The sequence below is a fragment of the Streptomyces sp. NBC_00162 genome, from assembly GCF_024611995.1.
GTDB lineage: Bacteria > Actinomycetota > Actinomycetes > Streptomycetales > Streptomycetaceae > Streptomyces.
On record NZ_CP102509.1, the window covers coordinates 4,000,253 to 4,013,200 of the forward strand.

The window sequence follows — 12,948 nt, forward strand, 5'->3', positions numbered from 1 at the left end:
CCCATCCATCAGGAGATTCGATGACGACGAACGAGAACATCCTGCCGAACGACGGCGACATCAAGCCGCTCGACAACCACGCCTCGGGCGTCGAGATCGAGACTCTGGACAACCACGCTTCGGGAATCGAGATCAAGCCGCTCGACAACCACGCCTCGGGCGAGGAGATCCAGACGCTGGACAACCACGCGTCAGGTCCTCGGCCGTAGGCAAACAGCAAAACGTACGGGGGAATCGTACGGGGGAGCACGGGGGAGACGGCGGTCGCGGTGGCCCGGAGGGGGAGCCACCGCGGCCGCCGCCGCATGCCCGCGTCCGGCCGCTTTCGGCTCAGGGGGTGTCTTGTCGATCGGGCCGGATCAGGGAGCGGCGTCTGGTGCCGTGGATCGCAAGGCGGAGGAGGGAGCCGACGCGGAGCGTCGGCGACCGACGACAACGCGGCGAGGCGCGGTGCCAGACGCCGCGAGCCCGGCCTGATCGACAAGACACCCCCTAGGCTGGGAGACGTGTTCACCAGCCATGGGCCGAGCGTCCGGGAACTCGCCGTGCAGGCCCTCTCCTCCGTCGAGCGCGGCTACGACCTGCTCGCGCCGAAGTTCGACCACACGCCCTTCCGCACCCCGGACCGGATGCTCGACGCCGTCGAGGAGACCCTCGCCCAGCGGGAGGGATCCTTCCGCGCCGGGCTGGACGTCTGCTGCGGCACCGGCGCCGGGATCGGCATGCTGCGCCGGCTCTGCCGGGAGCGCGTGACCGGGGTGGACCTGAGCGCGGGCATGCTGGCCGAGGCCCGGCGGGCGCATCCGGACGAGCGCGTGGACTTCGTACGGGCCGACGCGCGGGCCCTGCCGTCCGCGCTCGGGGACTCCTACGACCTGGCCGTGAGCTTCGGCGCCTTCGGCCACTTCCTCCCGGCCGAGCGGCCCGCCCTCTTCTCCGGGATCCACGCGGCGCTGCGCGAGGGCGGGGTCTTCGCCTTCCCGATCGGCGCGCCGATCCCGCCGAGCCACCCGCTGTGGTGGGCGGTCGCAGGCTTCGACGCGGCGATGCGGGTGCGCAACGCGGTGTGGCGCCCGCCCTTCGTCATGTACTACCGGACCTTCCCGCTGGGCGGGGTCCGCGCCGATCTGCGGGCGGCCGGCTTCGCGGTGGATACCGTGCCGCTGGAGCACTTCGGGCGCCAGGCGGCGTCCGGTGCTCCGCGCTGGCGGCTGGTCCTGGCCCGCAAGACCGCCGCGCCGGCCGAGCCGGCTGCGCCGCTCAGCGGGCCCGCAGTTCGCGCTTGAGGACCTTGCCGCTCGCGTTGCGCGGCAGTTCGGCGACGAACTCCACCGCGCGCGGCACCTTGTAGTTGGCCATCTCCCGCCGGGACCAGGCGATCAGGTCGTCGGCGGTGAGGGTGGAGCCGGGGCGCCGGACCGCGTACGCCTTGCCGACCTCGCCGAGCCGCGGGTCCGGGATGCCGACCACCGCGACGTCGGCGACGTCCGGGTGCAGGCCGAGGAGCTGTTCTATCTCGGCGGGGTAGGCGTTGAAGCCGCCGACGATGAACATGTCCTTGATCCGGTCGGTGATGCGCAGGTTGCCGTCCTCGTCCATGAACCCCACGTCGCCGGTGAGCAGCCAGCCGTCCGGGGTGATCGTCTTCGCCGTCTCGTCGGGGTCCTCGAAGTACCCCCGCATGACGTGGTGGCCGCGGACCGCGATCTCGCCCACCCGGCCGGCGGGCTGTGCCTGCCCGTCCGCGTCCCTGATCATCACCTCCGTGTCCGGGATGGCCCGTCCGGAGGTCTCGGCGATGATCTGCGCCGGGTCGCCGCGGCGGCACATGGTGACGATGCCGCTCGCCTCGGAGAGTCCGTACGCGGTCAGGACGGTGGCGATGCGCAGTTCGCCGCGCAGCCGCTCGACCAGCTGGAGCGGGACGACGGCCGCGCCGGTGACGACCAGCCGCAGGGCGGAGAGGTCGTGGTGGTCGCGCTGGGGGTGGTCGAGGAGGGACTGGTGGAGGGTGGGCGGCCCGGGGAGTACGGATATCCGCTCGGCGGCGATGTTGGCGAGGACGGTGTCCACGTTGAAGACGGGCTGCGGGATCATCGTGGCCCCGCGCATCAGGCAGGCGATGATCCCGGCCTTGTAGCCGAAGGTGTGGAAGAACGGGTTCACGATCAGGTAGCGGTCGCCCTCGCGCAGTCCGGCGAGCTCGCTCCACACGTCGTAGCAGCGCAGGGACTGGGCGTGGGTGATGACGGCGCCCTTGGGGCTGCCGGTGGTGCCGGAGGTGAAGATGATGTCGGAGGGGGCGTCGGCGGGGATCGCCCCGGCGCGCTCGCGGACGGCGTCGGCCGGTACGGAGTCCCCGCCCGTCAGGAAGTCCTTCCAGGTGCGGAAGGACTCGGGGGCGTCCTCGGCGAGGACGACGACCTGCTCCAGGTGCGGCAGCCCGGGCAGCGGCCCCTCGCCGGGGCCTTCGGCCGCGGCGCGGCGCAGGGAGGCGACGTAGGAGGTCCCGAGGAAGGTGCCGGTGACGAAGAGCAGCCGGGCCCGGCTGCGCCGGAGGACGTACGCGGCTTCCGTGCCCTTGAAACGGGTGTTGAGGGGGACGAGCACCGCGCCCGCGGAGACGGCGCCGAGCGCGGAGACGATCCACTCCAGGGTGTTTGGGGCCCAGACGGCTACCCGGTCGCCCGGTTCGACCCCGGCGGCGATGCAGGCGGCCGCGGCGCGCTCGACGCGCTCGCCGAGCTGCGCGTAGCCGACGCGGACGCGGCCGTCGACGACGGCCTCGCGGTCGGCGTACCGGGCCGCCGCGTCCCTGACCAGTTCCGCGATGCTGCCCCAGCGCAGATCGCCCCGGACGTCCTCGTGCCCGTGCTCGTGCCCGTCTTCGCGCCTGTCTTCGGCCATGGCGTGTCACTCTCCCCCGAACCCAGTAGCTGACTATCCGTCAGATTAGCTGTAGCCTTCGCGGCTGTCAGTACTGGTGCACCCCCGGAGGTGGCGATGGCGGCAACGCTCAAGGACGCGACGGCGATAGTCGGCATCGGCCAGACCGCCTTTGCCAAGCAACTGCCGCAGTCTGAGAAGGAGTTGGCCTGTCGGGCCATTCTGGCAGCCCTCGCCGACGCCGGCATAGAACCTTCCGAGGTCGACGCCTTCTCCTCCTACACCATGGAGGAGACCGACGAGGTCGAGGTCGCCAAGGCCATCGGCGCCGGCGACGTCACCTTCTTCTCCAAGATCGGCTACGGCGGCGGCGGTTCCTGCGCCACCGTCGGGCACCTGGCCTCCGCCGTCGCCACCGGCCAGGCCACCGTCGGCGTCGCCTGGCGCTCGCGCAAACGCGGCTCCGGCCCCCGCCCCTGGAAGAACACCGCCGTCCAGCTGCCCACCCCCGGCCAGTGGACCCGCCCCTTCGGCCTGCTGCGCCCGGCCGACGAGATCGGCATGCTGGCCCGCCGCTACATGCACGAGTACGGCGCCACCCGCGACCACCTCTTCAACGTGGCGATGGCCTGCCGCAACCGGGCCAACGAGAACCCGGCCGCGATGATGTACGAGCGCCCGCTGACCCGCGAGATGTACATGACCTCCCGCATGATCAGCGACCCCCTCTGCCTCTTCGACAACTGCCTGGAGACGGACGGGGCGCTGGCCTGCGTGATCGTCTCCGCCGAGCGGGCCCGGGACTGCCGCCAGAAGCCCGTCTACGTGCACTCCGTCGCCCAGGGCCTGCCCGCCCAGCACCACGGCATGGTCAACTACTGGAACGACGACCCCCTGTCGGGACCGGCCTGGACGGCCGCCCGGCACCTGTGGAAGCAGGCCGACTTCGGGCCGCAGGACGTGGACGTCGCCCAGATCTACGACGCCTTCACCCCGCTGATCCCGCTCTCCCTGGAGGGCTACGGCTTCTGCGGGCGCGGCGAGGGCGCCGCCTTCACCGAGGGCGGGGCGCTGGAGATGGGCGGCCGGCTCCCGATCAACACCGGGGGCGGCGGACTCAGCGAGGCCTACGTGCACGGCTTCAACCTGATCAACGAGGGCGTCAAGCAGCTGCGCGGCATCTCCACGGCCCAGGTGCCGGACGCCGCCACCTGCCTGGTGACGGCGGGCGAGGGTGTCCCGACGTCCGCGATACTGCTGAGGAGCTGATCATGACCGCCGCCACTGAAGAATCGCTCCTGCTCCCGGTCCCCGACGAGGACGGCGCCCCCTTCTGGGAGTACGCCGCCCGGGGCGAACTCCGCGTCCAGGCCTGCACGGCGTGCGGCAGACTCCGCTTCCCGCCGCGCCCCTGCTGCCCGCACTGCCACTCCTTCGACTCCGAGTGGCGCCTGATGAGCGGCCGCGGCCGCATCTGGTCCTACGTCCAGCCGCATCCGCCGCTGCTGCCCGCGTACGCCGCGCAGGCCCCGTACAACGTGATCCTCGTGGAGCTCGCCGACGCCCCGCACATCCGGCTCGCCGGAAACCTGGTGACCTCGGCCGACGCCCCGCTGAACTCGATGGACCCGGCCCGGCTGCGCATCGGGGCGCGGGTGCAGGTGGTGTTCACCGAGACGGGCGGGGTCGCGGTGCCGCGCTGGGTACTGGAGAAGTCATGACGCTGCGGGTGGAGCGGGACAAGGCGACCGGGGTCGCGGTCGTCACCCTGGACCGGGAGCGCAGGCACAACGCCATCGACCTGGAGACGGCGGCCGAACTGGCCGCCGTGTGGCGGGATTTCCGGTTCGAGGACGAGGTGCGGGCGGTGGTGCTGACGGGCGCCGGGACGGCCGCCTTCTGCACGGGCATCGACCGGGGGGTGGAGGTGCCGCAGCCGGGCTCCCCGTACTCGGCCGACGATCCGCTGGTCTCCATCGGCCCGAAGGCGAACGACCTGTGGAAGCCGGTGATCGCCGCCGTCAACGGCATGGCGTGCGGCGGGGCCTTCTACCTGCTGGGCGAGGCCGAGTTCATCGTCTCCTCGTCGACCGCCACCTACTTCGACCCGCACACCGCCTACGGGATGGTCAGCGCCTACGAGGCCGTCTACATGGCGCAGCGGATGCCGTTCGGGGAGGCCGCCCGGATGTCGCTGATGGGCACGGCGGAACGGCTCTCCGCGCGGCGGGCGTACGAGATCGGCCTGGTGTCCGAGCTGGCCGGGCCCGGGGAGCTGCTCGAGGCGGCCCTGCGCGCGGCCGGGACCCTGGCCGGCTTCCCGACGGAGGCCGTGCAGGGCACCGTACGGGCCCTGTGGTCCGCGAAGCAGGCGGCGCTCCAGCAGGCGCTGGCCCAGGCACCGGCGCTGATCGCGCTCGGCAACCTGGCCCCGGAGCGGCAGGCGGAGCTGTTCGCCGGCCGCCGCGAGCAGCCGGAGCCCAGGATCCGCTGACGCCCGTCCTGGCTCCTAGTCGATCCGGCCGACCACGCAGCTCTGCACCTCGGCGGCCTTGTCGACCTGCACCATCGACACCGTGACGGTCCGCGTCTCCTTGCCCTTGAGGGTGATCCGGACGGAGTTGCGGTCGACGGCGCCGTTCGCGCCCTGGAAGGTCAGCGGCACGTCCACGGTGCGCTCCGCCGACACGTCGGAGGTGACCTTGAGGACGGCCTCCTTCTTGCCGGGGCCCGCGCAGGTGACGACGACGGCGTGCGCGGGCGGGGAGGTCTTGCTCGGCGACGGAGTGGCGCTGCTGCCGCTGTTGCCGCTGCTGTGGCTCTTCTTCTTGTTCTTGCTCTTGGAGCTGGAGCAGCCGCCTCCGCTGCTGCTGCTCTTGCTCTTGCTCTTTCCGCTGCTGCTCCCGCTGCTCCCGCCGCTGGACGAGAACCCGGTCAGTGCGAACACCACGGTCACCAGCACCGCGGTCAATCTGATGTGACGCCCAGCCACCATGACCCGACCCCTCCCCGTTGGACAGACGGCGGGTCACGCTACCAGGCACCGGTTCGGCACAGGCCTGAAACGGCGGCGGCCCCGGCCCCCGGGAGGGGGCGGGGCCGACCGGCCGTACAGGCGGGGTGGTGATCAGGCGGCGTCGACGACGCCCGAGGCCGCGATCTCGACCTTGGCCTTGGGGGCGCCGGACTGGGAGCCCAGGCCCTCGATCTGGTCGACCAGCTCCTTGCCCTCGACGACCTCGCCGAAGACGACGTGCTTGCCGTCGAGCCAGGTGGTGACGACGGTGGTGATGAAGAACTGCGAGCCGTTGGTGTTGCGGCCGGCGTTCGCCATCGACAGCAGGTACGGGCGGTCGTGCTTCAGCTCGAAGTTCTCGTCGGCGAACTTCTCGCCGTAGATGCTCTTGCCACCGGTGCCGTTGTGGTTGGTGAAGTCACCGCCCTGCAGCATGAACTGCGGGATGATGCGGTGGAAGCCGGAGCCCGCGTAGCCGTAGCCGTTCTGGCCGGTGGCCAGCTCGCGGAAGTTCTTCGCGGTGTTCGGGACGACCTTGTCGAACAGCTCGAAGACGATGCGGCCCGCGGGCTTGTCGTTGATGTTGATGTCGAAGTAGACGTTGCTCATGGGGTCCATCCTGTCACTCCCGGTGCGTTCCGCTAGCGGGAGGGGGCCGAGTCGCCTCAGCCACTCGTACGGGTGCCGGTGCCCTTCGCCGCGTCCAGGGCGTATACGCAGCGGTCCTTGCTGCACGCGTAGACCACGCCCGCCTCCGCCACCGGGGCGCCCGTGATCTCGCCGCCTGTAGCCAGCTTCCAGCGCAGCTGGCCGCCGGCCGCGTCCAGCGTGTACAGGCAGTGGTCGGCCGAGCCGAAGTGCACCCGGCCGTCGGCGACCGCCGGGAGGCCGGTGATCTCGCCGCCCGCCGCGAACCGCCACTTCGGGGTGCCGGTGACCGCGTCGAGCGTGTACAGCGCGCTTCCCGCGCCCAGGTGGACGTTGCCGTTCGCGACCAGCACCGGGTCCGGGGACGTGCGCCCCTCGGTCGCGATCCGCCAGCGGTCCTGGCCGGTGGCCGCGTCCAGGGCGTAGACGGTGCCCAGGTAGTCGGCGAGGTAGACCCCGCCGCCGGTGACCGCGGCGCCCGGCGCGAAGGCCGGGGGCGCCAGGAAGACCGCGGGGGCCTCGAAGTGCCAGCGGACCCGGCCCGAGGCCCGGTCCACGGACAGCACGCGGGTGCCGGCCGCGACGTAGACGTTGCCGTCGGGGGCCGGGGTGACCCGTACGGGGACGTTCCCGCAGGAGCCCGCGTCGCCGACCGGGTAGGACCAGGACTCGCGGCCGCTGCGGGCGTCGAGCGCGCGCAGCCGGGCGTCCTGCCACACGTACACCGTGCCGTCGTGGAGGACGGGGGCCGCCTCCGGGGTCTCGAAGTCGGTCTGCGCGCCGGTCAGCTCCCACAGCTTCTGGCCGTTGGACGCCTCCCAGCCCTGTACGCCGCCCCCGCGGGTGGCGGTGACGACCGTGCCGCGGTCCGCGCGCAGGGCGTACACCCAGGCGTCGGCGGACACCCGCCACCGCTCGGAGCCGTCGGAGGCGTCGAGCGCGAAGAGGGAGGGGCCGTCGGAGGCGTGGATGCGGCCGTCCGCGACGGCCATGGACCAGGCGACGTCGCGGGTCTTGAACTGGCGGCGGCCGCTGGCCACGTCCAGGGCGTGCACCTCGAAGGAGGTGACGTAGAGCAGGTCACCGGCGACGGTGGGGGTGCCCCAGACCTCGTTGGACATGCGGAAGCGCCACGGGCGCCAGCGGCCGCTGTCCGGGGCCGGGCCGGGGGCCGGTACGGACGCCACGGACGCGGGGGCGGCCGCCGAGCCGCCCGGCGGGCGGATCCAGCCGGTCGCCGAGTCGGCGGCGGCGTGCGCGGCGGGCGCCGAGGCGCTCGCGCGCGGGCCGGGCCCGATCGGCACCGGGGAGCCGGCCAGCAGGACGGGCTCGCCCGAGGGCGCCGGGGACATCGGCGGGTGGTGCGGGCGCTGCGGAACGGCTTGTCCGGTGCGCGGGTCCACCCACGACTCGGCGCCGCGCTGGCGGCGGTGCGTGGCGGGGCCGGAGATCGGCCCCCTGGATCCGGCTCCGCCGTCCCGGCCGGGGCCGGGCGCGGGCACCGGCACGGCGGCGGGAGGCGTACGGTTGCCCGCCCGCCGGGCCTCGATCATCGCGACGGCCCGCCCGGGCAGCCACGCCGAGGCGGTCCCGCTCTCGTCGTCGCCCTCGAAGAGGTGCGGGGCGAGCTGCGCCTGGAGGTCGGCCGGGGTCGGCCGCAAGGTGGCGTCCATCTGCATGCAGGACTCGATGAGCGGCCGCAGCTCGGCGGGCAGGCCCTCCAGGTTGGGGCCCTCGCGCAGCAGCATGAAGACCGTCTCCACGGGGTTGGCCCCGTGGTACGGCGGATGGCCGGTCGCGGCGAAGACGAGCGTGGAGCCGAGCGAGAAGACGTCGCTGGCGCCCTTGACGCTGCGCGAGTCCTTGGCCTGCTCGGGCGACATGTAGGCGGGGGTGCCGACGGCGACGTTCGTCATGGTCAGGCGGGTGTTGGAGACCCCGCTCGCGATGCCGAAGTCGATCACCCGCGGTCCGTCCTCGACGACGAGGACGTTGGAGGGCTTCAGGTCGCGGTGGACCAGGCCGGCGCCGTGGATGGACTGCAGCGCCTCGGCGATGCCCGCCGCGAGCCACCGTACGGCCTGGGCGGGCATGGGCCCGCACTCGTTGACGATCTCCTCCAGGGAGGGCGCCGGCACGTAGGCGGTGGCCAGCCACGGCACGGCGGCGCGCGGATCCGCGTCGACCACGGCCGCGGTGTAGAAGCCGGACACGGCACGCGCCGCCTCCACCTCGCGGGTGAAGCGGACCCGGAACAGCTGGTCCTCGGCGAGCTCGGTGCGCACCGTCTTGATCGCGACCCGCCGTCCGGACGCGGACCGCGCGAGATAGACCAGCCCCATGCCGCCGGCGCCGAGCCGTCCCAGCACCTCGAAGGGGCCGATCCGTCTCGGGTCGTGCTGCGTCAGCTGCTCCACCACTCGCCTCCACACCTCCCCGTACGGGCCCTCGCCGGGCCCGCTCCTACGAACAGCACGCCGGCTGCACGCGCGCGGGTACGGGGCCCTGGTCCTGCCCCGTGCCGTCCCGTGCAGCGTCTCACCCCCGGGCGCGGCCCGGGTCGTGCAACCCCGATTCTGTCAGGCCCGCGCCCGGTCCGGCCCCGGCACGGCGGACGGCCGCGGCGGGGTCTTGGATCCGTTGTGGATCCGTTGTGGATCCGCTGTGGGATCCGTCTCGGATTCGTCGTGGGGTTCGTCGCGGAACCGTCGCGGATTCGTCGTGGGGTCCGTCGTGGATCCTCAGGCCTCCGGCTTGGTCCGGGGCTCCGACAGCAGCCCGAAGACCGCCCCCTGATTGTCGGCGACGACCGCGATCCTTCCGTACGGGGTGTCGAAGGGATCCGCGGTGACCCGGCCGCCGAGCCGCTGCACCATGGCGACGGACTGGTCGCAGTCCGGCACGGCGAAGTAGGCGAGGAAGTGCGCGGGCATGATCTCCGGGAAGGCGTCGGTGATCAGACTGCGGCCCATGACGGCGGTGTCGGTGCCGGGCGCGCTGCCGGGCGGGGACCAGACGCGGTACTCGACGCCCGCGTCGTCCTGGTCCTGCGGGACGTAGCCGAAGACCTTGGCGTAGAAGACGTCCACGGCGTCGCGGGCCCGGGTGTAGACCTCGGTCCAGCAGTACGTGTAAGGCTCCATCTGGGCCTCGAAGCCGTGGTGGGTGCCGGGCTGCCAGAGGCCGAAGACGGCTCCGCCGGGGTCGGCGGCCATCGCGGCGGTCCCGTACGGGCCGACCGGCATCGGGTCCATGACCATCTGGCCGCCGGCGGCGCGGATGCGCTGGGCACAGGCGTAGGCGTCGGTGGTGTAGAGGTAGATCCCCCATACGGTGGGCATCCGGCCGTCGGGCTTGGGGGCGAGGGCGGCGACGTTGCGGCCGCGGCTGTAGGCCTGGGTGTAGTGGCCGTACTCGGCGCCCGCACTGTCCGCGAAGGTCCACCCGAAGAGCTCACCGTAGAAGCGCTTGCCCGCCTCGACGTCCGGAAGCGAGGCGTCCACCCAGCAGGGTGCGCCTTCCGCGAATGCGGCCATGAGCCCGGTTCCTTCCGTTGTGCGGGGATGTGTACCGTCCCACCTCTCCCCACGTCTCCCACCTCTCCCAGCCATGGTCCGCCCGAAAACTTGTCCACAGCCTGTTGATAAGACTATTCGGGGGAAACGCTGAGGAAGCGGGCGGCACGCCCGGACGGCACATCCCGGTGGTTCCGGGGCCGGGATTCGGCCGGATTCCGCTCCCACCGCCGCACAGGACCGGCTTCCGCCCAGGCCAGGGACCCCGTAACCCCATTTGCAGGCGGCCGAATAGCGCGCCGATCACCCCTCGGTAAGCTGACGGCATGACAGGACAAGTACGCACCGTCGACGGGCGTGTCGCCGGCCGGCGCGGCCAGGCGACGCGGCAGAAGCTGCTCGACTGCCTCAGCGAGATGCTCAGCTCCTCGCCGTACCGCGACGTCAAGGTGATCGACGTCGCGCGCAAGGCCGGCACCTCCCCCGCGACCTTCTACCAGTACTTCCCGGACGTCGAAGGCGCCGTCCTGGAGATCGCCGAGGAAATGGCCACCGAGGGCGCGCAGTTGACGCAGCTCGTCGAGGGCCGCACCTGGGTCGGCAAGTCCGGCTGGGCCGCCGCCGAGGAACTCGTCGAAGGCTTCCTGGACTTCTGGCGGCGCAACGACGCGATCCTGCGGGTCGTCGACCTCGGCGCGGCCGAGGGCGACAAGCGGTTCTACAAGATCCGCATGAAGATCCTGAACTCGGTCACCAACTCCCTCACGGAGTCGATGAAGGATCTCCAGGCCAAGGGCAAGGTCGACAAGGACGTCAGCCCCGCGGCGATGGCCGGTTCGCTGGTCGCGATGCTGGCCGCGGTCGCCTCGCACCAGAAGGGGTTCCAGACCTGGGGCGTCAAGCAGGCCGAGCTCAAGCCGAATCTGGCGCTGCTCGTCCACCTCGGCATCACGGGCAAGAAGCCGACCAAGTGACGGCGGGCCCTGGAGAGGGTCCGCCGCCCGGCACCACCACCGCTACAGCTGTCGAAACCGCTTCCATACGCCTGTGATCAGCGACGCTCCAGGCGGAACAGCCGGATCTCGCGCTCGATGCGCGCCTGGTACGCCGCGTACGGCGGCCAGAACCTCAGCACCGCCTGCCACGCCGCCGCACGCTCCTCCCCCGCCAGCAGCCGGGCCCGCACGGCGATGTCCTTGCCTTTCCAACTCACGGACGCGTCCGGGTGCTTGAGCAGGTTCCCGGTCCATGCCGGGTGCCCGGGCCGGCCGAAGTTGGAACCGATCAGCAGCCAGCTCGCCCCGCCGTCCTCCGGCATGCAGGCGAGCGGGGTGGTGCGCGGTTCGCCGGTCTTGGCGCCCTTGGCGGTGAGGATCACGCCCGGCAGCATCTGGGCGCTGAGCATGACCTTGCCGCGGGTCAGTTTGTGCACCGCCTTGTCCATGGCGGGGATGAAGTGCGGTGCGATCTTGGCGAACAGCATGGTCGAGGAGACCTTCTGCATCAGCTTGACGCCGGGGGCCACGCGAGCCATCAGACGGCCACCTTCTCGGGTGTGGCGGAGGGGGTGAACAGGCCCGCGCGGTCCGCGGCGTACGCCCGCAGCCGGTGGACCGGGCCGAACAGCAGCTCGTCGGCCGCCGCCCGCTTGAAGTAGAGGTGCGCGTCGTGCTCCCAGGTGAAGCCGATGCCGCCGTGCAGCTGGATCGCCTCGCCCGCGGTCATCCGCAGGGCCTCCAGGGCCTGGGCGAGGGCGAGGGCGCCCTGCCGCGGGTCCCAGGCGGCGTAGTAGGCCGCCGAGCGGGCCGCCTCCACCTGTACGTACAGGTCGGCGAGGCGGTGCTTGACCGCCTGGAAGGAGCCGATCGCCCGGCCGAACTGCTCGCGCCCGCACACGTACTCCACGGTGCGGGAGAGCGCCTGGCCGGCCGCGCCGACCGCCTCGGCGGCGAGCACGGCGGAGGCGGTGCGGCCGGTGGCGGCGAGGGCTTCGAGTACGCCGGCCTCTTCGCCGGCCTTTTCGCCGGCCTCGTCGCCGCCCAGCAACTCAGCGGGCACGTCCCGTAGCTGGATCCGGGCCTGGGGCCGCGTCTCGTCCAGGGTGGTCTGCCGTGACCGTACGAGGCCGGGCGCGTCCTCCCGTACGAGGAAGAGGAGCGTACGGCTGCGGGCGAAGCCGCCGGTGTGCGCGGCGACCAGCAGCAGCGAGGCGCTGTGCCCGTCGAGCACCTGGGCGGCCTCCCCGTACAGCCGCCAGCCGCCCTCCGCTCCGGCGCGGGCCTGGACCCCGCCCGCGCGCCCGCCGCCGGACCACGGGCCGGCCGCGTTGTCGCCGGTCAGCGCGAGGGCGGTGGCCAGCGCCGGGCCGGGGACGGCGAGGGCGGCCGTCAGCCCGCCGGCGGCCAGCGGCGGGAGCAGCGCGGAACGCTGGGCGGCGGTGCCGAGGGCGGTGATCAGCGGCACGCACAGCGCGGCGGTGGCGAGCAGCGGCGAGGGCAGCAGCGCCCGCCCGGTCTCCTCGCAGGCCAGCGCCAGGTCGGCGGAGGTGCAGCCGACGCCGCCGTACTCCTCGGCGACGGCGAGGCCGGGCAGCCCGAGCCGCTGGGAGAGCTGCTGCCACAGCTCGCGGTCGTATCCGGCGGCGGTACGGACGGCGGCCTTGACCTCGTCGGGACCGCAGCGTTTGCCCAGGATCTCGCGCAGGGTACGGCGAATCTCGTCCTGCTCCGCGGTGAAGGCGGCATCCATCGTATGGCTCCTCCTGGGGGCACCTCCCAGCGATGGCCGGGAGGATATCTGACGGGGCGTCATGTTAGGGCGGGCGGCGGCAGATGCACAGGGGGCGGGCGCGTGGGGCTAGAAACTGACGCAGCGTCAGTTGTA

At 72.5% G+C, this 12,948-nt stretch carries 13 protein-coding genes; 6 read left to right on the top strand and 7 right to left on the bottom strand.

Annotated elements, in window-relative coordinates:
* Positions 1–20: 20 nt before the first annotated feature.
* Together JIW86_RS18535 and JIW86_RS18540 are read left to right on the top strand one after the other, a co-directional pair.
* The gene (locus JIW86_RS18535) at positions 21–209 is read left to right on the top strand and encodes a hypothetical protein (RefSeq protein WP_215143141.1); all 189 of its coding nucleotides are present in this window, start codon (positions 21–23) and stop codon (positions 207–209) included.
* A gap of 297 nt (positions 210–506) precedes the next feature.
* The gene (locus JIW86_RS18540; RefSeq protein ID WP_257554893.1) at positions 507–1,286 is read left to right on the top strand and encodes a class I SAM-dependent methyltransferase; all 780 of its coding nucleotides are present in this window, start codon (positions 507–509) and stop codon (positions 1,284–1,286) included.
* Here the strand turns inward: JIW86_RS18540 and JIW86_RS18545 are convergent.
* Positions 1,261–2,907 (bottom strand): FadD3 family acyl-CoA ligase, encoded by a 1,647-nt coding sequence (locus JIW86_RS18545; protein ID WP_257554894.1) that lies wholly within the window; start codon positions 2,905–2,907, stop codon positions 1,261–1,263. The two genes, JIW86_RS18540 and JIW86_RS18545, sit on opposite strands and share 26 nt — an antisense overlap.
* Before the next feature lie 96 nt (positions 2,908–3,003).
* Here JIW86_RS18545 and JIW86_RS18550 point away from each other — a divergent pair, with 96 nt between their 5' ends.
* The 3 genes from JIW86_RS18550 to JIW86_RS18560 are packed head-to-tail and all read left to right on the top strand — an operon-like array spanning position 3,004 to position 5,380.
* A complete protein-coding gene (locus JIW86_RS18550; protein ID WP_257554895.1) occupies positions 3,004–4,155 on the top strand; it encodes a lipid-transfer protein in 1,152 nt (383 codons plus the stop codon).
* 2 nt (positions 4,156–4,157) lie between these two features.
* Positions 4,158–4,607 (top strand): Zn-ribbon domain-containing OB-fold protein, encoded by a 450-nt coding sequence (locus JIW86_RS18555; protein WP_257554897.1) that lies wholly within the window; start codon positions 4,158–4,160, stop codon positions 4,605–4,607.
* Positions 4,604–5,380: an enoyl-CoA hydratase/isomerase family protein gene (locus JIW86_RS18560; RefSeq protein WP_257554898.1), complete on the top strand. Its 777-nt coding sequence runs from the start codon at positions 4,604–4,606 to the stop codon at positions 5,378–5,380. The genes JIW86_RS18555 and JIW86_RS18560 overlap by 4 nt, the downstream gene beginning before the upstream one ends.
* A 15-nt stretch (positions 5,381–5,395) precedes the next feature.
* Here the strand turns inward: JIW86_RS18560 and JIW86_RS18565 are convergent, their stop codons facing one another.
* From JIW86_RS18565 to JIW86_RS18580, 4 genes are all read right to left on the bottom strand, one after another.
* On the bottom strand, positions 5,396–5,881 hold the full coding sequence (locus JIW86_RS18565) for a hypothetical protein (protein WP_257554900.1): 486 nt from the start codon (positions 5,879–5,881) through the stop codon (positions 5,396–5,398).
* A 132-nt stretch (positions 5,882–6,013) separates the two neighbouring features.
* Entirely contained in the window at positions 6,014–6,511 is a 498-nt protein-coding gene (locus tag JIW86_RS18570) for a peptidylprolyl isomerase (protein ID WP_257554901.1), read from the bottom strand.
* A gap of 56 nt (positions 6,512–6,567) precedes the next feature.
* Complete coding sequence (locus JIW86_RS18575) at positions 6,568–8,970, bottom strand: serine/threonine-protein kinase (protein WP_416237576.1); 2,403 nt, start codon at positions 8,968–8,970, stop codon at positions 6,568–6,570.
* Positions 8,971–9,291: 321 nt separating this feature from the next.
* Complete coding sequence (locus JIW86_RS18580) at positions 9,292–10,086, bottom strand: VOC family protein (RefSeq protein ID WP_257554904.1); 795 nt, start codon at positions 10,084–10,086, stop codon at positions 9,292–9,294.
* Between the two features lie 305 nt (positions 10,087–10,391).
* Between JIW86_RS18580 and JIW86_RS18585 the strand changes: the two genes are divergently transcribed.
* A complete protein-coding gene (locus JIW86_RS18585; RefSeq protein ID WP_257554905.1) occupies positions 10,392–11,039 on the top strand; it encodes a TetR/AcrR family transcriptional regulator in 648 nt (215 codons plus the stop codon).
* 77 nt (positions 11,040–11,116) lie between these two features.
* Here the strand turns inward: JIW86_RS18585 and JIW86_RS18590 are convergent, their stop codons facing one another.
* Both JIW86_RS18590 and JIW86_RS18595 read right to left on the bottom strand, forming a co-directional pair.
* Entirely contained in the window at positions 11,117–11,599 is a 483-nt protein-coding gene (locus JIW86_RS18590; protein ID WP_257554907.1) for a nitroreductase family deazaflavin-dependent oxidoreductase, read from the bottom strand.
* A complete protein-coding gene (locus JIW86_RS18595; protein WP_257554909.1) occupies positions 11,599–12,813 on the bottom strand; it encodes an acyl-CoA dehydrogenase family protein in 1,215 nt (404 codons plus the stop codon). The genes JIW86_RS18590 and JIW86_RS18595 overlap by 1 nt, the downstream gene beginning before the upstream one ends.
* Positions 12,814–12,948 lie beyond the last annotated feature (135 nt).